We start from the raw sequence: 25,590 nt of genomic DNA on the forward strand, positions 1-25,590 counted from the left end.
TACTAATCAATTGTAGGGCGTAACCAAAGTTTAGAAAAATCAACATATCCGAAATGTTTAATGTTCACGTTCATTAATTCAGTAGAAAAAGGAATATACCTTTTTTGATAATACAGTGGAATCATAATGGCTTCATCAATAAGTTCCTTTTCGACTTCAACATTCAGATTCGTCCATTCTTCAAATGGCGTGTGAACATATTGAGAGATGCGTTTTTGCCATTTTCTATTTTTTCCTAAAATTAAAGGGAGTGGGGCAAACCCGTTTGTTAAGAAAAAATAGAAAGATAGATCTTGATTCAACTCGAAAATTTCACCATGTATAAACATGTCTGTCTGATCTGTAAGCTGTTTATTAAAAATAGCGTCTTCAAAAGATACTTTTATCACTTTAACTGGGATGTCATATTGAGCAAACGTGTCGAGCAGCCATCTTGAAACTTCTTCTGTATGCTCAGCTATCCTGATAATAAGAGGTTCTGCGAATTCAGGCCGGTTAGCTCTCGGTATTGAATATGGTAGGCGATTTCCAATCATACAGCTGTTGTCATTAGGAATGGCTCTTGACTCATACTCTGGTATTCTATGACGATTCTCCGATAGAATTTGATGGATGTAATGCCGTACTTCCAAATCAGCTATCTGTGATTCTTTACGGTACGCATTCATAATAAGTACACCAAAGCCTGAATCACTCTCTACTTGAAAGGTTTCATGATGATCTGGTTCCATAGAGGAGTGATAAACGATTGGAAAGTCTTTCGGAACTTTTACGAACTCAACTGCATCAAGTAAAGGCCGCTCTTGGAAATGTTCTTTAAAAGCAACAAGCGTTGTTTTTTGATCAGTGTCTTCTTCGACCAAGAACGCTCCAGTCCCATATATTCTCCCTTTGCTTTCTTTGTAAATGCTCGATGTCATCATGCTTAACAACGGAAGTATATAGCTGCAGCCTCTAGAGTACAAAATATCGACCACGAGTGGAACTTTAGAAACAATTTCATCGATCGGTGTCCATAAATCTCTGTTTTGCTCATGAAATCGAAGCTTTTCTAAACAGTTGATTACATCTGTTGCTGTTAAAACAGATCCGTCGTGAAAGCAAACGTCTTTTCTTAAATAAAGTCGTAGTTTCGTAGATGAAACATCCCAGCTGTGAGCAAGTTCAGGTAGGATTTCTCCTTGGTCGGTTAACGATACGAGTCGGTTAAATACATTCGATACCATATTTGCGCTATGAGCGTCTGCGGCATCTAATGGGTGGAGGGTTCTAAACGGAAAGCGCTTTGGAACGACGAGTTTGTCTTTCGCTTTCTGTACAAAACCAAATTGCGTATGAAATTTGTTCATCAATCTTATCTTCGTATCCGTCGACCAATCATACATCAAATATTTACTGCTAATTTCAACCGGTTCATGATCCAACTTGAGAAGAACTTCATCTTCAAAGTTTTCTTCGATATTCTTCATCCATTCAAGACGTGAAACATTTCCTCTTCCTCGACCTGGGATAAAAGTTAACCATCCTTCATCGTTCCATTTTTTTAAGTATCTTGTAGTTTGTTTCTGGCTGATCTGAAGTGCTTCGGCAATCTCTTCTGTTCGTATATGACCTGATGGAAAGTATCTCCATAGAATGAGTAGTTTGTTATCCATGTTCTCCTCCAATTTAAAAGTAGACATGTTTTCTAAAATTGTCTATTTTTATCATTTGTAGTCTAGTTTAATATTACAATACAGAGAAGGAGGGGACAACATGGGATGGAGAGAATACCCCCAAAATATTAAAGTACGGTTGATTACATCGTTCTTTAATCGTGCCGTTTCTTCGGCCGTCATGCCATTTATGGCCTTATTCTTTGCAACTGAAAAGGGCAAAGTTTGGGCAGGTACATTTTTAATTTTAACAGTAGTCATCGGATTCGTTGTCAATTTAATCGGTGGTTACATTTCGGATCGTTTTCCCAGGAAGAAAGTGTTGATGACAACGTCTTGCTTAAACGCAGTGATGTTTTTACTTATGACCGTTAGCTTGCTGCCTGAACAAAATTGGATCCTGCTCTTTGCATTCGCTTATATAGGATTCACTGTTACAAGCAGTCTAGGCAGACCTGCCATGCATGCGATCATTATGGATTCGACGACACCTGAAAACAGAAAAGAAGTATATACGCTTGATTATTGGATGATCAATTTGTCTATGGCAATCGGTGCTGCTTTGGGTGGTTTGCTTTATGTGAGTCACCAGATTGAACTTTTTGTGTTGTTAACCGTTACTTCAATCAGCATTCCCATTGCTTATGGAATATGGTTACGAGATGAGTTCACTGGCTTTTTGAAGAAAACGCATGAAAATGTTTTTCTCGACTTGTTTCAAAACTATAAAGTGGCTTTAAAAGATTCTGCATTCGTGAAAGTGGTTATTGGTGGAACCTTCATCTTTTCAGCGGAATTTACACTGAACAGTTATATTGGGATTCGGTTGGCTGAAACCTTTGTATCTTTCCACATTGGTAATTTTGAGATCACTGGCGTTCGGATGCTCAGTATGTTAAACATCCAAAACATGTTGATGGTTGTTTGTTTCACGTTCTTAATCAACCGGGTTATGGATCGTTTTTCAAAGAAAAATGCTTTATTGATTGGGTTGTTGTTATACGGAATCGGTTACGTGACTGTTACGTCAGCAAACGCTTGGTATATATTACTTCTATTTAATGTGATCGCTACAATGGGTGAGTTAATCTACTCTCCAATTAAAGAAGCTGAAAAAGCAAATATGATACCTAGCGATAAGAGAGGATCATACTCTGCTTTTGCAAATGTCTCATTCAGTGGAGCAGACATGTTAGCACGTTCGACGATTATCTTAGGGGCTTTTTTAGTACCAGTAATGATGAGTGTGTATATGGGAGTCGTGATCATGATCGGTGCGTTTTTCATGTATTCTGGACTCTTTTTAAGAGACAAGGTCACAGAAAAAGCTGTAAAAAACGAGGTAGTTGCTCAAGTTGTAAAATAAACATAATTCAATATAGGAAGTTAACGAAATGATGTCCACCACAATTGAACAAAATTAATCTTTGTTCGATCCGTATGTACATCTATCATTAATTACGAGGTAATAACAAATAATTACGAGGTAAATTACAATAAATACGAGGTAAATCCATTTAATACCGTATATAAAATTATTTATCCGATTTTCGACACACTTTGATAATCGCTTTGAGATTGAAACCAGCAAGAAGAAAAGAAAATGAAGCTTGGAATCGATTCCAAGCTTCGATTTTTTATGAATTGGATTCTTTAACAGAAGCGATCTCGATCTTTTCTACAAACATGTTGAAAACGCTGCGTTTTTCTTCAAGCTTTTTCAGCTGTTGCTTCAAATCATTGTACTTTTCCTCAAAAGGTTGTTGATAGGTTTTCTTGATGTTCTTGATCATTTCTTCGTTGATGGTTGATTGAATGACTTGTTTCGTGATTCCGAATTTATAAGAATAAAGTTGAAGTTCTGTTTTCACTTTTTCGTACTCTTCATCTATTTCATTCTTTTGTTGCTCAATCTCATCTTTCCATTCCAGTAGAGCATCCTTTACATACGGCTCCATGTTTTGCCTCCTAACAGTGTTCATACTTCTGTCATTACTTTTTTATGTACTCTATACACTATTAAGAGAGAATGATTCATTTATGGGGGTATTTTCACTCGTTTACTAAATTTTTCCATAAACTTATTATTGAATTTAGATGAATTGAATTCCTTAAATTAATGAGCAGAGTAGAGAAAACGATATATTGCAGCAAGTGTAGTCATTCACGCTGCATAACAATTTCAAAATTAAAAGGGGTGTTGTGAAGCATGCCGGTATTTGGATGGGTTTTTCTCGTAATCGTGATGGGCGGAATCATTGTTGGTTCTTTTGTTCATAAGTATCGTTACCGTAACATGAATCTCATTTATACTGCATTTGGTCAGGAAAACTATTTTAATGTCATAGCCAAACTTAAAGCTGATGGTGTGGCATATAAAGTGAGAATTCCGGGGCAGGCATTTGGTGATAGAGAACGGCCAGTAATTGATAACACGCAATATGACATTTACGTCAAGAAAGCAGATGCACATCTAGCAGCGGATGCTCTTAGAAAATAAGGGGATGAAACGATAGTGAAAACTTTAGATTATGTGAACAGCCAAGAAGAACTGAGGCTTATGCTCGGAACTCCAAGTCTTAGGGGGCAGAATAAAGTTATTTCTAAAATAGATGAACATTGTAAAGACTTTATCGCTCATTCACCATTTTTAATTTTAGCTACGTCAGATCATGAAGGGAACTGTGATAGTTCACCTCGGGGTGATGCTGCAGGTTTTGTACATGTGATAGATGATCACCATCTCGTGATTCCCGACAGACCAGGGAATAAGCGTGTAGATTCAATGTTTAATATTCTCTCAAATCCGAAAGTAGGTTTACTATTTCTAATACCAGGAATGGGTGAGACGCTACGGATTAACGGTAAAGCTGCGATTATAAAAGATGAAGAAGTACTCAAAAAAATGGAAGTAGGGGGAAAAGCGCCACTTCTAGGAATTCTAGTTAATGTTGAACAATGCTTTATGCACTGTGGAAAAGCGTTTAAACGGTCCGGACTTTGGGAACCAGTACGTTGGGAAATGAAAGAATCTCTTCCGAACGCGGCAAAGATTCTAGCCGCTCATGTGAACCTACCTGAAATGACTGAAGAAAGAATCGCAAACGACCTAATTGAAGGCTATAAGAACAAGCTTTACTAGTTAGTAGTCTTATAGGAAACTTTCAAAAGCACTGCATGCAGTGCTTTTGAAAGTTTATACGTTTTTCTTCGGTTTCAACAACTCAAGTAAAGAATCATCTAGTGTGTATATTGAACTCTGCATTACGGTATGTATAAACAATTCTTTTAATAAAGAAGCGGATTCAACCATACTATCACACGTTATATCTTTTGGATAAGTTGAAAGGTATTTCTTTAGAAAATCATTATTTAACGAGTCGTAAGCTTTAAACTGATGAAGTTTTTTGTCCTCATTTAATGTCTGAACGATTAACGTATAATCTCTCATGGACTCTAGCATCTTTAGTGCATATACGAAATTATGGCGTTTCAATTCTTTGTCTAATCTTATGAAACAATAAACAAATTCGAAAACAGGATCTTCGAAAGTAGCATACTTTAAGGGTTTGTTTGAAAAAGAGCGATCCTCTTTTCCCATCTTCTCAGAGACTAAGCCTGTTTTGTCCAAAACTATTCTCCACAACGGAGATCTTACACTTAATGAATTCCTTTGAAGAATTGAAACATTGAATTCCAACGAGTTTTCTAGAATAACAATCAATAGGTAAATATTTTTTGAAAACTGCTTCTCTTTAATGATAACGGGATTCAAATCCTTGTAAAATTGCTGAATATTATCTTTCACTCCAATAACTTCATCCTCAGTTGACGTAGCTATCATTAGATCAATATCCGAGAATTCGTCTTTGTATCCCGTTACACCAGAACCTAATTGAACAACACCTTCAACCATAGGCAGCACATTTAACATATCGATCGTACGCTGAAAATAAGTATCTCTTTCTGTCGGAGTATACATAAGACACCTCGCATTATTTATATATTTTTTAATATTAACATAATTTGTAAAATCCTGTAACAGAAAATGCAACAAAGCTTACGACATCAACCCTAAAAAAAGCAATAGTTATCCGATCATAGAAATACCGGATAACTATTGCAAATATTAATTCTTAATAAAGTGGGGGGACACTCTGAGGATGGTTAAATACATTCTCAGGATCATATTTTGTTTTTACTCTTTGCAGCCTTGCAAAGTTTGTTGCCCAATAAGCTTTCCCGAAGTTTGGAATGTTTTCATCTGGGACGTTTACATAAGAACCTATCGTATAAGGTTTTAACTGCTGACGCACAGACTCGACTGATGCAAGACTACTCGCTTCTTCAGATTTATCGACCCATGTTGCGTTCCATTCTGTGTAAAATAACGGATCACGCCAATAGAAAGCTGTCTTGTCTTTTGGCACTCTGCTGATCGCACCGCCCCAGTTGGTAAAATAAAAATTGGATTCTGTTCCAGGTGCTTCTTCTAAAAATTGTTTCATTACCTTTATCGGTTCTTCTGGCCAAAGATTAGTCGCCCAAGAAGATGAGAATTTAAAGTTTTGGTCAGCATAAGGTGGCTCAGGTGGATCAAGGAAATCAATACAGTCTGGGTAGAAGAGCGTTTCAATGACTACTTCGGAAGGTGTCCCAGCATTAAGTAAAGGTTGTATGATTTGAATTAATTCAGGTCTTGAACCTAGGAAAAGGCCGGTTACCTGACATAATCCATTTACTTTGCTGTAGATCTCTATATAACTGCCTAATCGTGAATCTACAAACGGCATTAAATTCTGCCATGCTTCAAATACTGTTTCGAGCTGTTCCCATGGCCAAATAATGTTAAAGACCGTTGCTGTTTCAGGTGCACGATGAACTTTAAACGTATATTCGGTATTGTATCCAAACGTACCGCCACCGCCTCCTCTAGAGGCCCAAAACAAGTCTTCGTTGCAAGTTGGACTGGCTTTTAGAATCCGGCCATTTGCATCTACGGTCTCTAATGCAAGAAGGTTATCTGATATGACACCAATTGTACGTGAGAGTAACCCGAACCCCCCACCAGTTGTAATGCCTCCGATTCCAACGGTCGGACTATCGCCAAAGACAGCCATAAAGCCTTCTCGCGCGAGACCTTTTACAAGAGGTCCGACCCTAATTCCAGGTTGAACAGTAGCGATTCCCTTTTTCTTATCTAAGTGCACTTTATTCATGTCACCTGTGTCGATAACGATTCCACCCTTTACAACATTGAACTCTTTGTCTAGAGCATGACGGCCGCTTCTGACCCTTAATGGAACATCGTTCTCTCGAGCCCATTTTATTGCATTACTGACGTCACATGCATTTTGTGCAAATACGAATACAAGAGGATATGTGTTGACATAAGGGTTCCAGTTTCTAACGGCTTCATCATAGCCAGGGTCACCTTTAAAGATTATTCTTCCTGTTAACTCTGTAGATCCCATTAATTCCACTCCCGACAAAGACATATTTGTAGTTATATAAATGTATGCAGGAAATGCATAGTCGGTTAAAACCTTTTATGTAGCCGAGCTCAGTCAGAAAAACACTTATAAGGAGTGTATTAGAAAAAGTATGGTTAGTGAGTTAAAAAAAGTAAGGAATAAGGGAATGCTATAACTATCATTCCGTTTTCGGTATAGGGTTTACAAAAGCAGTTAACTTGGTTAAGAAACCACTCACATGATATCATTTTCCAATATAGTTTTAGAAAAGGAGGGGAACCGTGCAACGATTATATAACAAGCACCATTGGTTAGCTAAGATGGTAGCAGCTGACCCTGGATATGTGCGTTTGCAAAAAGCAGGAAGAGCTACTGCTAGTTTAATTCTTGCTGTATTCACTACCCTTCTTATCATGCGGTACACCGGTCACACTGGAGGCATCACACCAGCAATAGTTTCCGGTATGCTTGGGCTGATGGGTATCATGGTGGTAATGGATGACACAAAGCAAGAGATGAGAGTAACCACGTTATGGCTCGGAGTATCAGCTATGATGGGCATTACAGTTGGTTCCCTCGTTGCCAATAATGCTTATTACATAGATGTTGTTTTAGTGTTAAGTGTGTTTAGCAGTTTTTATTTCTCAAGATTTGGTACACGCTATTTTTCCTTGTTCATGATCTTCTTTATGACGGTGTATTTTTCTTCTGTTTTGAAATTATCCAGTGACCAGTTACCATGGTTTTATGTTGGAATCTGGCTAGGTGTAGCTTATGCCTTTATTCTTAATTTCTTCTTATTTCAAGATACAGCAAAGAATTTAAAAAGAAGCATTCATTCTTTTCATATCCAGAGCAACCTGACGCTTAACCTCTTGATCGAAGCCATGAAAGATAAGGAATCCAATGCTCAGCGGAAGAAAGAATTAGATAAAAACGTGGCCAAACTAAGAGATTATGCCCTTATTGTTTCTGGCTATATCAACGGAAATGATGTGAAGAAAATATGGCCAGGTCTCTTGCCTAACCAACTTCGACTATACGTGTTTGATACAGGTATGTTGATTGAAACGTTAGTTGACTCGGTTCGCGGATTAAAAACGGCAGATGCTCTACATGTTGAAGAGATCAAACAATCACTCATTGCTGTGACGGTTGCTGTTCGTGATGCTGAAGTACTCGCTCCACATGTGAAAGATCAAAATATTCTCCCTGCTGAAAAATCGGTTCAGCAACTTCGAATGTTAATCATGAAGCTTTTTGAACGAGAAGAGCCTCCACAAGGATGGATCTATCTTATCCGCCGAATTGAATCAATCGCTAATCACGTGATAGAAGGTGCTGTTACGATACAGCAATCTCTTTATTCTCAGTCTGAGGATAAAAAAGAGGAAGAGATCGTCGATAAAGTTGTGTATGAAGATACGAAATCTGAAGACAAAACGCTAAAGCCATCAACTAAAAAAGCGTATCAAGCACTTGTTGCAGGAATTCTATCTATTATAGTTGGTCTAGTAATCTCACCAGCACAGCCCTATTGGGTTCTTCTTACCGCCTTTGTCGTTCTTCTTGGAACAGAGTCCATCGGACGAATTTATACGAAAGGATATCAGCGTTCGTTAGGCACGATCATTGGAGCTGTTATCGGTTTTGTTCTTGCTAAACTTCTTTCCGGACAAACCGTTTTGGAAGTCATTTTTCTCTTTGTTGTTGTTTTTCTAGCGTTTTATTTAATGACCGTTTCCTACACGTTAATGAGTGTGTTTATTACTATGCTTATTGCGTTTATGTACGACCTTCTATTAGGTGGAATTACTTTTTCACTAATTGGATCTAGAGTACTGGATACGATCGCAGGAGCATCGATTGCTTTAGCTGTTTCTTATCTGATCTTTCCAAAGAAAACAAAAGTTAAGGTAGCTGAATCGATTAACGAATTCTTAGAAGAGCTCGCTCCTTTTGTCGCCGAATATGTGAGAGGGTTTAGAGAGGACGTAAACGTTAAGGATCTGTCAGAAAGTGCGTTTAAGCTGGATACGAAACTTCAGACGATCAGGGATGAAGCGCAATCCTTTCTTCAACGCCCGGGATCACCGATCTATGCTGATATGGTCAGTTGGATGACAAGGTTAGCTGCCATCAACTATTATGCAAAACATCTGGTTGCTTCTGCTTACAGAAAAGGATTCGATTATCCGGAAGAACTTCTTGATGGATTTATTCAGGTTGAGACAAAACTAAAGAACAACATCGATTCCTTATCTGCCCTTCTTACTGAGGATGAAGGGGAGTACGTTCTACAATCGTTAGAAGAAGAACGGGAGAAATTTGAACGTCTTGCTCCTAACCGAAAACAATCACAACGTGATCTCATTCATCACCTTTATTATGTATGGCGAATCAATCAATCCCTTGTGGAGTTAGGAAGTGAGTTGGGAGGAGTAAGAGAGAAGAAATAGTGAGGGATTAGATGTGAATCTATGATTTAACCGTTAAATAAGAAGGAAAGAACAGCAGCTTTAGAGTTGCTGTTTTTTTGTTTATAGGTAATTTTAGGAGGATTCACTTAATGAATACAGAAGGTTATTTTAAAATGAAGTGGAGGTAAAGGTTAAATGAACTCATTAAAGTCATTACATATTCAAAAAGCTTCTCTTGATGATCTTCAAATGGTTATTAGTCTATTAAAAGAATGTGCACAATGGATGAAAGACGGAAATATTGATCAATGGCGATATTTGCTAGAGGGTGGTGAAGATTTAGAAATCAAAAGTGCTATCGAAAGAAATGAGACATATACAGTGATGAAAAATGAACAATTGGTTGCTACCTTTACATTATCACCACAGCAAACAGAATGGGACGTGCATATCTTTGGGAAAGATGAGGTGGGAAATTGTCTATATTTACATAGATTAGCAGTGTCTCCGTCATTTATGAACAAAGGTATAGGAAAAGAAATCTTGAATTGGATTGAAATAAACGCAAATGAGAAACAAGATAAAGATAATATTATACTTGATTGTGTAGCAAATAATCGTAAGTTGAATCAGTTTTATGCTGATAATGGATTTCAATATATAGGCGAGAGTGATAGGCATAGTAAATATAGAAAACCACTTCTTAGGAGGGAAGATGAAAGAATCTTTTGATGAATTTTTTAAAGAGTACTTAGATAGTTGGAGACTTTTTTCAATAAAAGGAATTGAGAAGGTTGTTTCGCCTGATTATACAGCTCGTGAAATAAGGGGCAAGGAGGTATATGATTTTGGCTATGAAGAATCTATTGATGGATTGAATCATGCATTTAATGGGTTAAGAGGGAGGAACGCTGAGTGGATGCTAGAAGATGATGTAATCGTATCTTTAAAAGAAGATGAGATGCTGGCAATTATTTGGGCATCGCTAATTATCGATGATAAACCTATAAAAACGGCTAGCTTGTTCTTTCAGACTTTTAGATGGGAACAAGGAAGTTGGAAAATGGTAAGAAGCTATATTGAGGCAGAAATACCAATAGAAAAGATGCTTAGTTTAAAGCTCACCACAACAGAAAGGTAAGATTCGCTATGAACTTTTCAATGATAGCTGCTATGGACGAAAATAGAGTGATAGGTAAAGACAATGATCTGCCTTGGAGGTTACCGAGAGATTGGCAGTATGTTCAAAAGATTACGATGGGAAAAACCATTGTTTTAGGCAGAAAGAATTTTGAATCAATTGGTAAAGCACTGCCTGGAAGGAAGAACATTGTGCTTACGAGAAAAAGAGATTTCTCACCCGAAAACTGTTTAATTGTGCATTCTACAGATGAGGTGATACAAACATGCAGAGACGATGAAGAAGTCTTTATTTTCGGTGGAGAAGAGATTTATACGCAGTTTATGCCTATGGCAACTAAATTATATTTAACAAAAATACACCATACGTTTGAAGGTGATACTTACTTTCCTGAAATCAATGAAAGAGATTGGAAAGAGATTTCTAGAGTCAAAGGGATAGAGGACAAGCAGAATCCTTACACCTATTATTTTCATCAATACATAAGAATTATGTGAGTCGAAAAAATCAACTTGACAGAAAATTCTAATCATCTTATCATTAGTAAAAGTTTTCCATCGTTTAAACATGATGATTAGGAGTAGTAGGGGTTTAAATTGTTGATTAGAGAGCTGCAGAATTGGTGAGATGCAGTCAACAAATATCCTGAACTTACCTTGGAGTGGACAGACAAAAATGAAGTCTGTACGGTTAACCACCGTAATCAGGTTCTGAGGTTTGCGAGAATATTCTTGTGAACGAAGAAGAGTGGTACCACGTTAGGAATAGCCTTTCGTCTCTTTAGAGACGAGGGCTTTTTTTCTATTAAAGGGAGAGATGAAAAGTGAGTGAGGATTGTTTTATTTGTGCCAAACATAGAGGCACAATTGACACAGCAGGTGTGAAAATATATGAAGATGAATTTGTTTATGTTGGTCATATTGATAAAGGTGATCGCCCTTCTTATCTTGGTCATATTATGATTGATCTAAAGCGTCACGCATCAAGTCTCGGGGATCTTACTATCAAAGAAGCACATGCATTCGGTCAGATTATGGCTCGAGTAAGCCGTGCGGTGAAAGAAACTGAAAATGCAGAGCACATTTATGCACTCGTATCAGGTAATTCTGTTGCTCATCTACATATGCACATCGTCCCGCGTTTTCCCAATACACCAGAGGAATATTGGGGACCGAATGAAGTCTATGGTTGGGCAGAAGCTCCACTTGGAAGGAATGAAGATATTATTAAAGTTTGCGAACGTGTTAGAAATTATTTGGAGGAGAACACATATGAAGAATTCTAATTTGACCTGGGTTGGAAGTGATCAGACATTCGTTGATGAAATAGATATAACACGCGTACAAAATATTGCAGTAGGTAGATTTGGAGGTAATTCTGAAAGTGGTTCCTATAAAAACGAAGACGGATGTTTAGTATGGGGAAATGAAGCTGAAAATTGGGAATTCGCAATTGTTCTGGATGGACATAAGACAGCACAGAGTGTTGAACTCGTTATTAATCAATTTATAAAATACGAGAATGAGATCAAGCTTGTTCTCTCAGAATCTGCTGGTTCAGCACTAAAGAAATTAGATCATCTTATACTAGAACTATTCCAAGATCCTGTTTTTATGGAATCCTGCCGAAAGACAACGGGTGAAACAGCTTGTTTAATCGTTGTTCGAAAAGAAAAGTATTTATGGTGGTTTTCGGTAGGGGATTGTATTCTTCATCTATTTCATCCAGAACTGACAGCATTAGGTGAAAGACAGCTTGTTCAGCGAAGTTTTTATGAATGGGTTGGTGAAGTTAATACATTTGAACTTCCAGTACCTTGTTATAGTACGGGGAAGAAAGAAATGAGAAAAGGACTCAACCAAGTTTTCATGACAACTGATGGACTGACTGAATGTCCAGGTGTTTCATTTGAAGAGGCAACAGAGGTTCAAAAAGTAATGAGCGGTATGGGATTGGATGAAGGCGTTAAGTTTCTTTTGGATGAAATTAAAAGAAATCATGTAAGAGATAGCACAACTATTATCGCCTGGTCTGTTGAAATAGAGGAAACAGCTAGTTTGCCAAGTGATCTGTAAAGCTGCTTCCTCCTAATCTAGTTTTAGTTATATATGAATGGGATCTATTATTTAATATCACTATAATGCTGAAGCACACGTGGCGGGATATATTTAAGTGGAAGTGGACGTAAGGAAACAATGATAGTGTGAGGCATGATTAAGTCTTTTTGAGCTTGTTTAAGACAGTTGTACATGTTTTTGCCACCAACAGAATTCGCAGAGTGGATGGTTATTCGATTGGCAAATAACTTTTCATTGATCATCATTTTTACGAGCATAAGTCCATTTCTTGTTCTGCTCAATAAATCGTGATCTAAAGACAGATGTTCAATGTCATGGTTCCTCAGAAGATTCATACATTCATCTATCGTTTCAACGAAGACATATCCTTCAGGGGGATTACGATAATCATCCATAAATACACTGATCTTTTTCATTTTCTTGCACTCCCTTCCTTCAACGGAGGGTGACTAAGAAAAGTCTAATACCCCAAGTTATTTTAATATATTAATTATAACACATTAGTCCAAGGTAAGTTTATCACGTGGTTTAAATGAAACATCGTTTACTCCTTCCGTTATTAGAATAAAAGATAAGTAAGTATTTGAATAAATTAAATATTAAATCATTAAATTCTTTGTCATTTTCATTTTTCCTTCAAGAAAAGTAGGATTATTATCAAAAATTAACAAATAAGACTTAATATTGTATGATTTTGTTGAAAATCTCAATCAGGGCTTAAACATTTCAGTTTAAGTCCTTGTTTCTTTACGAACAAATATTCGTTAAAATAGTAACGAGGTGGTATTTATGTTTCGAAAAAAATCTATTCAACAAGTTATGGACGTTTTAAGAGAGCCAGAGCTAGCTAACCAAATTGTTCATTGGAAAACAATCGAGCCACGAGAAGCGGTTTCTGTGCCACTTCCTGACTCTTTGCATCCGAATATTCAATCCGCTCTTTTAAAAAGAGGGATTTCTTCCTTATATATACACCAGTTATCTGCATACGAAGCAGCTTTACGCGGAGAAAGCTTTGTAGCTGTTACTCCTACAGCTTCAGGAAAAACGCTTTGTTATAACCTTCCTGTACTGCAAGAGGTCGCTAATAATCCTGAGGCAAGAGCTCTGTATTTATTTCCAACAAAAGCTCTCGCTCAAGATCAAAAGTCAGAGATGAACGAACTGATCGATGAGATGGGATTAGATATAAAAAGCTATACGTACGATGGAGATACACCAGCAAATATCCGACAGGTCGTTAGAAAAGCGGGAAACATTGTTATGACAAATCCAGATATGCTTCATGCAGCTGTTCTTCCACATCATACAAAATGGGTATCGCTGTTTGAAAATCTGAAATATGTGGTGGTAGATGAGCTACATACATACCGAGGTGTATTCGGCAGCCATGTGGCAAATGTCATCCGCCGTTTAAAGAGAATCTGCAATTTTTATGGCAGTGATCCCATTTTTATCTGTACATCAGCAACCATTGCGAATCCAAAAGAGCTGGCTGAGCAACTCACTGGAAATCCGATGACGCTTATTAATAACAATGGAGCACCAGCGGGTCGAAAGCATTTTCTTTTCTATAATCCGCCAGTTGTAAATAAACCGTTGAACGTAAGGCGAAGCGCTACGCTTGAAGCCAGGAACCTAGCAAAGCTATTCTTGGAAAATCATATTCAAACGATCGTATTCGCACGCAGTCGTGTACGAGTGGAAATATTGCTTACGTATTTGCAAGAACTTGTAAAAAAAGAGTTTGGTACGAAGTCCATTCAAGGGTATAGAGGCGGATATCTTCCTAAACAACGACGTGCTATCGAAAAAGGACTTCGTAATGGAGATATCTTGGGAGTTGTTTCAACAAACGCTTTAGAATTAGGAGTAGATATTGGTCAGCTTCATGCTTGTATTCTCACTGGTTATCCAGGATCGATCGCAAGTGCATGGCAGCAAGCTGGGCGAGCGGGGCGTCGACAAGATGAGAGTGTTGTGATCATGGTGGCTTCCTCTTCTCCACTTGATCAATACGTGATTCAGAATCCCGATTACTTTTTTGAACGATCTCCAGAGTCTGCTCGGATGAATCCTGATAATCTGATTATTTTAGTTGATCATTTGAAATGCGCATCGTATGAGTTGCCGTTTCAAGAAAAGGAGAAATTTGGTGATCAAGAGATCGAGGATGTACTAGAATTTTTAGTAGATGAACAAGTGTTGCACAAGAGGGGGAAGCATTTTTATTGGATGAACGATTCTTTTCCTGCGCATAACATTTCACTTCGTTCTGCTTCACAGGAAAACGTTGTGATCATCGATCAAAGTAATGTGGCTGATGTAAAAGTGATCGGTGAGATGGATCGCTTTAGTTCGATGACGCTTCTTCACGAAGAAGGGATCTACCTTCATCAAGGTACACAATATCAGGTTGAGAAGCTCGATTACGAAGAAAAGAAAGCTTTTGTTCGTGAAGTAGATGTGGATTATTTTACAGACGCAAACCTCGCTGTTTCTTTGAATGTACTAGAAGTAGATAAAGAAACGTCACATGAACAGAATGCTAAAGCCTATGGTGATGTGATGGTAGTAGCAAAGGCAACCATCTTTAAAAAGATTAAATTCGAAACACATGACAATATTGGTTCAGGACCGATTCATCTTCCGGAAGAAGAGTTGCATACATCTGCAACTTGGCTAACGTTTGAAAATAACGAGTTAAGTGATGAGAAGCTTGAGGCTGGCCTGCTTGGGATCGCACACGTTTTGCGTCATGTTGCTCCACTGTTCGTGATGTGTGATGCAAACGATCTTCACGTTGTCCCTCAGGTTAAAGCGGTTCATAATCAACAGCCTACCATATTTATTTATGACAGATATCCAGGTGGAATAGGGCTTAGTGAAAAGGTGTATGGTTCTTGGGATACGGTTCTGGATCAGGCATTAGCTATGATTCAAAAATGTCCTTGCGAAAGCGGCTGTCCATCTTGTACGGGAACGTTAGAAGAAGGAAATAACAGCAAGAATCTCGCTATAAAATTGATCTTTCAAATCAAAGGAGCGACAGAACATGTCGATTAAAAACAAGCTGAATCGACTAAAAAAGCATATGGTCAACCCGGTCTTTGATCCTCCTGTTGAAAGTAAGCGAAATTTAGAAGATTCCACTGGTGAAAGAATTCAGCATGCGGACTATTGGGAGAAGTTTGGAGCTTCAGCTTATTTTTTCGAAGATGATTATTGTATCGTTCGAAAAGTAAAATACTCTATAGATACCCAATGGGGCCGTTATCAGTTTTCTGATGTTTTAAATGCTGTATCGAATTGGCAAGATGTTGATGCTGATCACCCACTACACGCCAAGAATCTTGACGCTGCTGATCTATTGTTCTTTGATACAGAGACAACAGGTTTGAGTGGCGGAGCAGGAAATACCATCTTTATGCTTGGAATGAGTCAGATTAAAGGAGATCATGTCTTAGTCCACCAATTCTTTTTGCCGGGTCCAGGATCTGAAGTGGCTCTTTACCATTATTTCTTAAATCATGTGAAGGAACTCCGGAACTTAGTCACCTACAATGGAAAATCGTTTGATTGGCCACAAGTGAAGACGCGGCACACTTTAATTCGTGATTTTGTACCTTCATTGCCAGAGTTTGGTCACTTTGATCTGCTGCACGGAGCGAGGAGGCTTTGGAAAGATACGTTACCAGCTGTAAAACTCTCTGTTGTTGAAAAAGAGATGCTAGGTGTGAATCGAATACATGATACACCTGGTTATCTTGCGCCAATGCTGTATTTTCAATATTGCAATGAAGGTGATCCTACTCTATTAGAAGGTGTTTTTCAACACAATGAGTGGGATGTTCTTTCTCTTATCACTCTTTATACACACATGTCTGGGATTGTAACAGGTAATGGTTTTAGAACTGAAAGAGAGACATATGAATCAGCAAGATGGTTTGAAGCCTTAAACCAAAAAGAACATGCGATGGCCCTCTACCAGGAAGTGCTGCAAACAGGAACTTCACTAACATCTCAATCAAAAAAATCTTTAGCCGCACTATACAAAAAGTCAGATGGGCTTGAGGTTTCTGTTCGATATTGGTTAGAGTTACTTGATGAGAATGATTTAGATGAAGAGCCGGCTATAGAGCTTTCTAAGTATTATGAGCATATTCAAAAAGATTATGAAAAAGCTCTTTACTTTGCAGTAATGGCTTATTCCAGGTGGAAGGAAAAAAAACGGTTAACGAAAAGGAAAGAAGAACAGGAAAAACAAGCGTTCGCGAGAAGAATCGAACGATTAGAACAGCGAGTCATCCAATATTCGTAAATATTCGTCAAATTTATGAATTCTTGCAAAATATCTCTTCTCAATTGGCTTTGTTTTTTGTAGAATATAAGAGGACATAAAAATGTTCTTAAGAAAATAAATTCCCCCTTTTTTTATTGCCCGGGTAAGCGCAAAAAACGCCATAAAAACTCATAATTCTACTGAGTTTTCGTCAATTTTCTAGAACGTTCGATTGTTTTCGCGCAATAACCGAAATTAAGAATAGGGAAATATATATTTTAAGCTATGGAGAGATGGTAAGTGAAGCAGTGGATTGTTGTTCTATTTTTTGTGATCGTTGGGTTAACAGTAATGATTGGCAATCAAATCAGTCACACAACACAAAACTTTTAATGAAGCCCCGGCTATAGACAGAGCCGGGTGTTTTTCATTAATAGGAGGTTTTCTAAACATGCTTCAAACACTGCTTGTCAGTGGCTACAAAGCTCATGAACTCGGTATTTTTAGTGATAAACACGAAGGGGTATACTACATTAAGAAAGCAATTGCTCAAAAGTTGGTCTCACTTCTGGATGAAGGGTTAGAGTGGGTAATCATCAGTGGGCAACCTGGTGTAGAAATGTGGGCTGCAGAAGTGGTATTTGAACTTCAAACAGAGTTTTCTGATTTAAAGCTAGCTGTTCTTACGCCGTTCTTAGAGCAAGAATCTCGTTGGAAAGAAAATGTTCAGGAAAAATATCATGAAATATTAGCTGGTGCCGATTTTGTTGATTCGGTTAGCCGCAAGCCTTATGAGTCGCCTGGACAGCTTCGAGCTAAGAATCAGTTTCTTGTACAAAAAAGCGATGCTGTCTTGCTACTTTACGACGAAGAAAAGGACGGTTCACCGAAGTATTATTTAGATGCAGCCAAACAAAAGCAGGAAATGGACAATTCGTACGAAATATTTTATATTACTCCTTATGACTTGGATGTTCTTGTACAAGAGGAACAATACAATCGTAATGAATAAATGAATCTAAAGTCGAAAAAAATTGACATTTAGGTCAGGTAGTGAAAAAATAATTTTAGAATCTTTGTGTGAGGTGATTCACATGAGTGAACAGCGTTTTCATTTAACGGCGAAAGAAATTTTGGAAAAAGACTTTAAACAAGGCTTTCGTGGCTATGATCAAGACGAAGTAGACAAATTCTTAGATCTTATTATTAAGGATTATGAAAATTTTCAAAAAGAGTATGATGCAGTTGTTCAAGAAAACAATCGACTGCGTAAAGAAGCTCAAAATTCTACTGATCATCAGCAAACACGCAGAATGTCTGCAGTAACTTCAAGCACGACGAACTCCGATATTCTTCAGCGTTTGTCTAACTTGGAAAAACATGTTTTTGGCAGTAAACTGTACGATTGATTCCAGTAATTATCCATTTGTTTTATTACATTCAGCATGCTATAATGAATCTTGCTTTTAAAAATTAAATCAATAGCGTTCGGGTAATCGCTGGATCTGATTTTTCAGGTTTAGAGGAAAGTCCATGCTCGCACGGATCTGAGATGACCGTAATGATCGTGCCTGGCCAAAAAATAAGCCAGGGTAGATTGGTTTGCTTGAATAAAGCTTACTGAACTAACGGCAGGGAACGCACCTAAGTCTTAATGATATGGTGTTAATACCTTGAAAGTGCCACAGTGACGTAGTCCCGATGGAAACAGAGGGAGTGGAACGCGGTAAACCCCACGAGCGAGAAACCCAAATTATGGTAGGGGAGTTTCCCATTTCGGAATTGAACGATTGGGAGAACAAGAAGCCAAGGCTTTTTGTAGATAGATGATTACCACCGGTGTACGAGGCTACCAGCCGCTTGCAGTACTAAGGAACAGAACATGGCTTACAGAACGTTATTGGTACCTAAATTAAAGCTGAATGAGGGCCCCGTTTACCGGGGCTTTTTCTATTTACATAAAAAAGTGCAGCTAAATAAGGGTATACTTATTAACATAAGAATTGATGATAATTAAGGAGTTCATATTATGACACAATTACGACTGCTAGCAACAGCCGCTATGGGATTAGAAGCACTCGTAGCCAATGAAGTTCGCGCTCTAGGTTTTGAAAATGTAAAAGTTGAAAACGGTAAAGTTTATTTTGATGGTGATGAGAAGACGTTAGTCAAAGCTAACTTATGGCTTAGAACGGCAGATCGCGTAAAATTAGTGGTCGGTGAGTTTAAAGTGGAGACGTTCGATGAACTCTTCGAGCAAACGAAAGCACTTCCGTGGGCTGATTTTATACCTGAAGATGGGGAATTCCCTGTAATCGGCCGATCTGTTAAATCCAAACTGTTTTCTGTATCTGACTGTCAAGCAATCGTTAAAAAAGCAGTAGTTGATAACTTGAAAACAGCTTATAACCGTAAGACGTGGTTTCCTGAGGACGGAGCTTTGTATCGTATTGAGGTTGCGATTCATAAAGATATTGCGACATTAACGCTAGATACGAGTGGTACAGGTCTACACAAGCGTGGATACCGTGAGTTGCATTCAGGTGCGCCGATTAAAGAAACGATGGCTGCAGCTCTAATCATGCTAACGAATTGGACACCTGATAAGCCTTTCGCAGATCCTTTCTGTGGATCTGGAACATTGCCGATTGAAGCTGCGATGATTGGACAAAACATCGCACCAGGACTAAATCGTGAATTTGCTTCAGAAAAATGGAACTGGATTGATAAAAAGGTCTGGTATGAGGCAGTTGGAGAAGCTCAAGATGTTGCGAAATACGATCTTCCTCTTGAGATTCAAGGATCTGATATTGATCATAAGATGATCGAAATATCTAAGAACAATGCAAACGAAGCTGGATTCGAAGACTTTATCACGTTTAAACAGATGCAAGTACGAGATTTTACGACCAGAAAAGATTACGGATGTCTTGTTACAAACCCTCCTTACGGAGAGCGACTAGGTGAGAGAGAAGAAGTAGCACAGATGTATCGTGACCTAGGTATGGCGATGAAACCGTATGATACATGGAGTGTGTACGTAATTACTTCAAATGAAAAATTTGAAGAATATTATGGCCGTTCAGCAACAAAAAAACGTAAGCTTTATAACGGAGATTTGAAGACGGACTATTATCAATACTTTGGAAAACGTCCGCCTAGACAGCACCAGTCGTAAAGGGATTTAGGGATAAAAAATACTTTGGTGATATTACACCTACGTAATTATGTTAGTAACCCACATTATTTTTCTAATGAAAATTTAGAGGAATGGTGTGGGTTTTTTTGTTGCTTAAATATGCGATTGAAGAATTTGTAGCCGATAGAGAATACCGAAATCTTTCAGTCTACACAATCAAAATGTATAAGACTGGTCTCATGCTTTTTAAAGATTGGTGTGTTGGTAAATCAATAATCAATATAGAAGATGTTACTACTTCGGTACTCAAAGAATACTTACAATATTGTAAAAAGGAATTGAAAAACAAGCCTACTTCACTAAATGGTAAAACAAGAGTGTTTAAAGTTTTCTTTAATTTCTTGGTTGATGAAGAAATCATTGATGAAAAAAGGAATCCTGCTAAGAAACTTAAATCCGTGAAGGAAGAGGTTAGGATTGAGGTTTTATCAGATGAACAAATCAAACAGATCTTAAACCACTTAAGAAGATTTAATTATAGGGGGAATTCTTTCGCAGCTTACCGTAATAGACAACTATTTGTCTTTCTTCTGTCTACTGGATGCCGCAGAGGCGAGATACCCCACTTGAAATGGTCAGATATAGATTTTGAAAATCAAGTAATTAGTCTTTACGGTAAAAAAAGACAAGTGAGTAGTATCCCTTTCACTCTAAAGTTAAAAAAAGAACTTGCAGAATATAGAATCTTTTTGAGGGAGTTTATCGGTGAAGATCCAGTTTATGTTTTTCCTACAGGAGATAACAAACAAATAACTGAGGAAGCTATTACTTATTTCTTTAAAACCTTGAAAAAAGCAATGAGTTTCACTGGAGTTAGACTTAGTGCTCACACTTTGCGTCACACCTTTGCTTCTAGAGCTCTTAAAGGGGGCATGGATGTCTTTTCGTTATCAAAGCTACTTAGACATGAAAATATCCAAATGACTCAAAAATACGTAAATCTGTGGGGGACAGCACTAAAAGAACAAAATGATAAATATAATCCGTTAAATTCTATTGATGTCTAGTAGTAAAAAAAGAAAAAAGGAGTAAAGCTGCGGGAACAGTCTTTACTCCAATAAATGTATTTTGTTGAATACAGACAACTGAATACGAAGTACCAGTTAAACCCTATTTTAAACTTTTTTAAATCGTTTATCAAGTAGGCTTATTAAAGTATGTACTCATTCTGGTATTTCCTTGCTGGAGAGCCGACTAATAGCAAGTAAATCAAACCTTGAAAGCTTATGACTTAAGCGATGCAATAACTAAGTCTAGGAAAGCTAATATACAGCACCCTATTTCTGTATGCTTTCCGAATGGTGTTAACGACCATTAACGGTTAGGAGTGGACGGATAGGAGTAGATATACTCGCGAGACAAGCCACATACCACTGCCAGGGCTATCTGAAGCAGTAGGCTTGCTAGGATGAAAAATCCTCGACAAATAGGGGCTGATATACGGATACCATAACCCGATATACAAAAGTGTCGCTTGTCTATTGTCATTGATTTTTTTAGTCTTTGACAGTAGGCAACAACTGCACATAGCCGTATTCCATACCCTCAACCAAAAGTAAAAGGTCAAACTCATAAAGTCAAGCTTAGTTAATAAAAAAAGTTACCTAAATTACGTCTTGTATCCTATAATTGTATTATATTGAAACTATTGGAAGTAGGGGGATTAATGAGTATTAGATCAATGCTTGTAATTGGATTTTCAGTTGTATTGGCAATCTTTTGTTACAGTAAGTTTGTAGAAGTAGAGTCATCTAAAGTAAGTAGCGAGGAAACGTGCGAAGATCCGGGAATAAAAGGAAATAAAACTACTTATAATGGAGAGCTTATCTATCATGTACCAGGTGGAAGGTATTATGATGTTACAGATGCTGAAGAGTGGTTTTGTACAGAAGAGGAAGCAGAAGAAGCTGGTTATAGAGCAAGTGAGTACTAATAAATAATTTCTAAGTAGAGGAAAAACATTTATGCATGAAGTTGAAATTAATAAGATAATTAGAAGTGTTATATCAGACAATAAAAGATATTTTTTCCCAAAGCAAAAAATATTTTTAATGAAAGATCATAACTGGGCATTTGCTGCATGGGAAGTAGCTAGATTACGGAAGTTAATTAATAAAGGTGCGTCATTATTTCACATTGATGCACATCTTGATTATTGCGAGCCATATGGTACGGTTGAAAAAATTACTAGTTATGATGATGCAATTATAGAAGCAAGTAAATTAGAGATTGCCGAATTTATTATACCTTCGATGAAAAACGGAACTTTGAAAAACTTGTTCTTTATTAGTGATGATAGGAATGTAACGCTAGATGAAAAGATAAACAGGGCGTATACATTAAACCATTTTGAAGATGAATATAAAAATCATTGGTACAAGCTTTCCGAAAATACCTCAACAATATTAGACCTAGATTTAGACTATTTTAATACAAACTATATGGATTACAACTCAAACTCCGTTTTAATGCACGAAAATATTATTCGGCACCAATTGAATCATTTTTATAAGTATATGCTTCCTTGGGATATTGTAACAGTTGCGGTTTCTCCAGAGCATTGCGGAGGGGCGAAAGAAGCTATATATTTGCTAAAATTATTCTTCGAAGAATTTAATGTTAATTTGAATAAGTATGAAGAATGGTAAGGTGATAACATGTACGGAGAAAGACTGAGATTACTTAGAAAATCTAGAAAATACACGATGGCAGAGATAGGTGAAATGGTTGGCATTGCTAAATCTTCTTATAATGGTTATGAAAAAGAACAGAAGAAACCACCTATTGATAAACTAATTAAATTAGCTGGTATTTATAATGTGTCTACTGATTATATTTTAGGTTTAACGGATGATCCATTCCCCAATACAGACAGAAAGAATCTTGCAGCATTCTTAAATCAAGATGACCTTTATTGGGATGACTATAAACTTAGTGAAAATCAATTAAAACCAATCCGAGACATTTTTATCAACATAGTTAAACTTCAAGAAGAGTTGGCTAAATAGGTAAATTTTTTTATAACCGAGTACACTACTTGTTGTACTAATTCGATGATCATATTAGGGGGATATAGGAACATGCTAAATGATGTAACATTTGTAGACAATGAAGCTGAGGAAAAGACGATTAGTTATCTTAGAGAAGAAGATGAAAATGTACAAGCTCATAGAGAAGCGTATCTTGAAGCATTTAGTAAGCCAGGAGCATATAAGAGGGATTTGGAAGAAGTTAAGTAAGTTGAATATGGACGATAAAGCAGCCTTAATTATAGGGGCTGCTTTTTTTTGCTTAAAAAGTTTTCGACATCTATCGACAATATGCAATATAAATGAATAAATATTAATAAAAAGGTCATTAGAACTAAATTATATATACCTTTACCCTATATAAATACTGTATTTGCAGCATTAAATTTCAATTCTATAATCGTATACTTATTCGGAAAGTCGTTATATATTAATAATAGATAGAAAAGGAAGGAGATGGGAGAAATGGAACAGATGTAATATAAGCAAATTATTCAAAAATGTGCATAAAATATGGAAATACAAGCTAAGTATTTCTGTTTAAATCCCTAATTTTATCTAAAGTTGAAAGGTAGGTGAATATTATGAAATTTGAATTTGAAATTATGAAAGAAACTATTTTAAATCAAGTAAATAAAAATCTAGAAAAATCAAATCATCAATCAAAAATGGCTAAAGCAGAACTTGAAGTTTTAAATGCATTTCATGAAACAGGTAATATCTTAGATGAAGAACTTAACGTTACTATTGATGTTATTGAAAGAGTCAGGAAACATACATAGGCAAGAGCAGTTGTAAAAAGGGAACTATCATATGGTTCCCTTGAATTTTAATCTTCAACACGGCTAACCGCCGTGTGTGGCGGAAGATAATGAGAATTTATTATCTCCAATAAATAATCTTATAACTTAATCAAATATTGGAGGTTTAACATAATGGAAAATATTAAAGAGAAAGACTTTGTAGTATTTAGTCAACGAATGGCAGGTTACTTAATGATGAATAGCTGCAGATTGAAAAAAATGAAAGTTGATAAAGACAACTCTACAAAATTTGTATATTTCTTTTCGGATAATGAGAATGTTCGAAAGTTAGCAGATCAGTATAAATTTAAAATCAAATAAACTAAACGGAGGGTAATTATTGAAAACAGAAAAATTAAAACCTGGTCAGACGATTAAGAATTATAAAGTTTTATGTGAGTTTTTAGAAGTGCCAGTTAAGAGTAGCAGCAAAAGTAAGATGTATCAATTTAAAGAATTAGAACGTTTTTGTAAATTTAGAAAATCAGGACACAACATCCTTATAGATGAAGTATACGAAACACCTATAGAAAAGATTGAAAATAGAGGGAAGAGTGCTGGAAGTCGAAGGAGTATTTACGGTAATGCTATTCAATTATTGATTGCTGATTTACTTGCTCAATCTGGTGGTCACATTTCCATAAGTAGAAGTAGATTATTAAATAGAATCGGAATGATAAATAATAATTATGGCGGATGTGGTGAACTTGTTCCAAAACTATCCAAATACACTAGAATTAATGAAAAAGTTATTTATGATTTCTACAACACAAGTAACAGTAACTTCAAAAGTACAATTGAATCTGCATTAAATAATCTTATGGATAAACGGATCATCATGTTTAACACAGTAATTAAGATTAGAGAAAAAGGAGAATTTACAACAAGGATTGCTTCAGAAAACGAACTATCAGTCATAATGGATTGTGAAAAAGAAGTCCTTGAGGAAATGAAATATCAGAAAATGTCCCTTGTAAGGATTTCTAGGGACTGGAAAAAGTTTAAAGGTAAAGTAAAAAAATATCTAAATGAATATAGTCATATTGAATACTATTATACCGCCTATGATATTACTGTAAATGAGAAATACATAGAACAAGAATTAAATGAACTCGCAGACTTATTACTTGAAGAAGTTAAACGAGAAGAAGAAAAGATTAACTTAAATACTACCGTAATAGATAACTTGTTAAAGAATGCTGAACACAGAAATGAAAATTCATTTACAGCAGGTAAGATGGGAAAAGTTAGATCAGAAGTTACATACATAGATAATATTAAAAAATTGGCTAGTCTGCTAATTGATAAAAATACATCTGACATTACTCAAAATGTAATGGATGTATCACTTGAAACACTTCCACAAGACTTATTAGACGACATAGAAGAAGCATTTTTAATGTTCGGGTGAAAAATGACACCTTTCAAGTACCTATAAGTACAATCTTAAACATATAGGTATCTGAAAAGTATCAAAATATATTTTATAAAATTACAATCCGAGTGAAA

Annotated in this window: 27 protein-coding genes, 1 other RNA gene and 1 other annotated feature; of the genes, 23 read left to right on the forward strand and 5 right to left on the reverse strand. The window is 36.7% G+C overall.

Translation table 11 applies throughout. From position 1 onward, the window contains the following. Positions 1-2: 2 nt before the first annotated feature. A complete protein-coding gene (locus FS458_RS09870; RefSeq protein WP_144700127.1) occupies positions 3-1,655 on the reverse strand; it encodes an ABC transporter substrate-binding protein in 1,653 nt (550 codons plus the stop codon). 100 nt (positions 1,656-1,755) lie between these two features. Here FS458_RS09870 and FS458_RS09875 point away from each other — a divergent pair, with 100 nt between their 5' ends. Further along, positions 1,756-3,021: an MDR family MFS transporter gene (locus FS458_RS09875; protein ID WP_144700129.1), complete on the forward strand. Its 1,266-nt coding sequence runs from the start codon at positions 1,756-1,758 to the stop codon at positions 3,019-3,021. A gap of 271 nt (positions 3,022-3,292) precedes the next feature. Here the strand turns inward: FS458_RS09875 and FS458_RS09880 are convergent, their stop codons facing one another. Continuing rightward, the gene (locus FS458_RS09880; protein ID WP_144700131.1) at positions 3,293-3,613 is read right to left on the reverse strand and encodes a hypothetical protein; all 321 of its coding nucleotides are present in this window, start codon (positions 3,611-3,613) and stop codon (positions 3,293-3,295) included. Positions 3,614-3,864: 251 nt separating this feature from the next. On the opposite strand from FS458_RS09880, the gene FS458_RS09885 reads away from it, so the two are divergent. Together FS458_RS09885 and FS458_RS09890 are read left to right on the forward strand one after the other, a co-directional pair. After that, a complete protein-coding gene (locus FS458_RS09885) occupies positions 3,865-4,155 on the forward strand; it encodes a hypothetical protein (protein WP_231607237.1) in 291 nt (96 codons plus the stop codon). Between the two features lie 15 nt (positions 4,156-4,170). Then, positions 4,171-4,797 (forward strand): pyridoxamine 5'-phosphate oxidase family protein, encoded by a 627-nt coding sequence (locus FS458_RS09890; RefSeq protein ID WP_260858551.1) that lies wholly within the window; start codon positions 4,171-4,173, stop codon positions 4,795-4,797. A gap of 54 nt (positions 4,798-4,851) precedes the next feature. Here FS458_RS09890 and FS458_RS09895 read toward each other — a convergent pair whose 3' ends face one another. Both FS458_RS09895 and FS458_RS09900 read right to left on the reverse strand, forming a co-directional pair. Next, the gene (locus FS458_RS09895) at positions 4,852-5,637 is read right to left on the reverse strand and encodes an aminoglycoside 6-adenylyltransferase (RefSeq protein WP_144700133.1); all 786 of its coding nucleotides are present in this window, start codon (positions 5,635-5,637) and stop codon (positions 4,852-4,854) included. A gap of 154 nt (positions 5,638-5,791) precedes the next feature. Then, positions 5,792-7,129 carry an FAD-binding oxidoreductase gene (locus FS458_RS09900; RefSeq protein ID WP_144700135.1) on the reverse strand — a complete coding sequence of 446 codons (1,338 nt, stop codon included), beginning with the start codon at positions 7,127-7,129 and terminating at the stop codon, positions 5,792-5,794. Positions 7,130-7,410: 281 nt separating this feature from the next. On the opposite strand from FS458_RS09900, the gene FS458_RS09905 reads away from it, so the two are divergent. From FS458_RS09905 to FS458_RS09930, 6 genes are all read left to right on the forward strand, one after another. Further along, positions 7,411-9,588 carry an FUSC family protein gene (locus tag FS458_RS09905; RefSeq protein WP_260858552.1) on the forward strand — a complete coding sequence of 726 codons (2,178 nt, stop codon included), beginning with the start codon at positions 7,411-7,413 and terminating at the stop codon, positions 9,586-9,588. A 156-nt stretch (positions 9,589-9,744) separates the two neighbouring features. Then, on the forward strand, positions 9,745-10,281 hold the full coding sequence (locus FS458_RS09910; protein ID WP_144700137.1) for a GNAT family N-acetyltransferase: 537 nt from the start codon (positions 9,745-9,747) through the stop codon (positions 10,279-10,281). Continuing rightward, complete coding sequence (locus FS458_RS09915; RefSeq protein ID WP_144700139.1) at positions 10,265-10,690, forward strand: flavoprotein; 426 nt, start codon at positions 10,265-10,267, stop codon at positions 10,688-10,690. The genes FS458_RS09910 and FS458_RS09915 overlap by 17 nt, the downstream gene beginning before the upstream one ends. An 8-nt stretch (positions 10,691-10,698) precedes the next feature. Next, positions 10,699-11,187, forward strand: coding sequence for a dihydrofolate reductase (locus FS458_RS09920; RefSeq protein WP_144700140.1), 489 nt, complete (start codon positions 10,699-10,701; stop codon positions 11,185-11,187). 64 nt (positions 11,188-11,251) lie between these two features. Next, positions 11,252-11,473 (forward strand) — a binding site (T-box leader). 40 nt (positions 11,474-11,513) lie between these two features. After that, positions 11,514-11,975, forward strand: coding sequence for an HIT family protein (locus FS458_RS09925; protein WP_144700142.1), 462 nt, complete (start codon positions 11,514-11,516; stop codon positions 11,973-11,975). Further along, entirely contained in the window at positions 11,962-12,765 is an 804-nt protein-coding gene (locus tag FS458_RS09930; protein ID WP_144700144.1) for a protein phosphatase 2C domain-containing protein, read from the forward strand. Before FS458_RS09925 ends, FS458_RS09930 begins: the two co-directional genes overlap by 14 nt. Before the next feature lie 47 nt (positions 12,766-12,812). Here the strand turns inward: FS458_RS09930 and FS458_RS09935 are convergent, their stop codons facing one another. Beyond that, the gene (locus tag FS458_RS09935) at positions 12,813-13,184 is read right to left on the reverse strand and encodes a cyclic-phosphate processing receiver domain-containing protein (RefSeq protein ID WP_144700146.1); all 372 of its coding nucleotides are present in this window, start codon (positions 13,182-13,184) and stop codon (positions 12,813-12,815) included. 373 nt (positions 13,185-13,557) lie between these two features. On the opposite strand from FS458_RS09935, the gene FS458_RS09940 reads away from it, so the two are divergent. From FS458_RS09940 to FS458_RS10000, 14 genes are all read left to right on the forward strand, one after another. After that, positions 13,558-15,834 (forward strand): DEAD/DEAH box helicase, encoded by a 2,277-nt coding sequence (locus FS458_RS09940; protein WP_144700147.1) that lies wholly within the window; start codon positions 13,558-13,560, stop codon positions 15,832-15,834. Continuing rightward, positions 15,824-17,089 carry a ribonuclease H-like domain-containing protein gene (locus tag FS458_RS09945; protein ID WP_144700149.1) on the forward strand — a complete coding sequence of 422 codons (1,266 nt, stop codon included), beginning with the start codon at positions 15,824-15,826 and terminating at the stop codon, positions 17,087-17,089. Before FS458_RS09940 ends, FS458_RS09945 begins: the two co-directional genes overlap by 11 nt. Before the next feature lie 412 nt (positions 17,090-17,501). Beyond that, the gene (locus FS458_RS09950; protein ID WP_144700151.1) at positions 17,502-18,062 is read left to right on the forward strand and encodes a DUF1273 domain-containing protein; all 561 of its coding nucleotides are present in this window, start codon (positions 17,502-17,504) and stop codon (positions 18,060-18,062) included. Between the two features lie 82 nt (positions 18,063-18,144). Continuing rightward, the gene (gpsB, locus tag FS458_RS09955) at positions 18,145-18,459 is read left to right on the forward strand and encodes a cell division regulator GpsB (protein ID WP_137789389.1); all 315 of its coding nucleotides are present in this window, start codon (positions 18,145-18,147) and stop codon (positions 18,457-18,459) included. Positions 18,460-18,534: 75 nt separating this feature from the next. After that, an RNA gene (gene rnpB / locus FS458_RS09960) (RNase P RNA component class B) lies at positions 18,535-18,945 on the forward strand. Between the two features lie 134 nt (positions 18,946-19,079). Next, positions 19,080-20,228, forward strand: a complete 1,149-nt coding sequence (locus tag FS458_RS09965; protein WP_144700153.1) for a THUMP domain-containing class I SAM-dependent RNA methyltransferase — start codon at positions 19,080-19,082, stop codon at positions 20,226-20,228. A gap of 107 nt (positions 20,229-20,335) precedes the next feature. Next, entirely contained in the window at positions 20,336-21,256 is a 921-nt protein-coding gene (locus FS458_RS09970) for a tyrosine-type recombinase/integrase (protein ID WP_144700155.1), read from the forward strand. Between the two features lie 659 nt (positions 21,257-21,915). Further along, complete coding sequence (locus FS458_RS21210; protein WP_144700157.1) at positions 21,916-22,182, forward strand: hypothetical protein; 267 nt, start codon at positions 21,916-21,918, stop codon at positions 22,180-22,182. A 31-nt stretch (positions 22,183-22,213) separates the two neighbouring features. Then, positions 22,214-22,897, forward strand: a complete 684-nt coding sequence (locus FS458_RS09980; protein WP_144700159.1) for a UPF0489 family protein — start codon at positions 22,214-22,216, stop codon at positions 22,895-22,897. Positions 22,898-22,906: 9 nt separating this feature from the next. Beyond that, positions 22,907-23,257 carry a helix-turn-helix domain-containing protein gene (locus FS458_RS09985; RefSeq protein WP_144700161.1) on the forward strand — a complete coding sequence of 117 codons (351 nt, stop codon included), beginning with the start codon at positions 22,907-22,909 and terminating at the stop codon, positions 23,255-23,257. Between the two features lie 72 nt (positions 23,258-23,329). After that, entirely contained in the window at positions 23,330-23,488 is a 159-nt protein-coding gene (locus FS458_RS20685) for a hypothetical protein (RefSeq protein WP_186320510.1), read from the forward strand. A gap of 374 nt (positions 23,489-23,862) precedes the next feature. After that, a complete protein-coding gene (locus tag FS458_RS09990; RefSeq protein WP_144700163.1) occupies positions 23,863-24,060 on the forward strand; it encodes a hypothetical protein in 198 nt (65 codons plus the stop codon). 153 nt (positions 24,061-24,213) lie between these two features. After that, positions 24,214-24,402: a DUF5659 domain-containing protein gene (locus FS458_RS09995; RefSeq protein WP_144700165.1), complete on the forward strand. Its 189-nt coding sequence runs from the start codon at positions 24,214-24,216 to the stop codon at positions 24,400-24,402. Between the two features lie 19 nt (positions 24,403-24,421). Further along, complete coding sequence (locus FS458_RS10000) at positions 24,422-25,492, forward strand: hypothetical protein (protein WP_144700167.1); 1,071 nt, start codon at positions 24,422-24,424, stop codon at positions 25,490-25,492. Positions 25,493-25,590: the final 98 nt, after the last annotated feature.

Origin of the sequence: Fictibacillus phosphorivorans (assembly GCF_007673525.1) — a bacterium.
GTDB classification, from domain to species: Bacteria; Bacillota; Bacilli; order Bacillales; family Fictibacillaceae; genus Fictibacillus; species Fictibacillus phosphorivorans_C.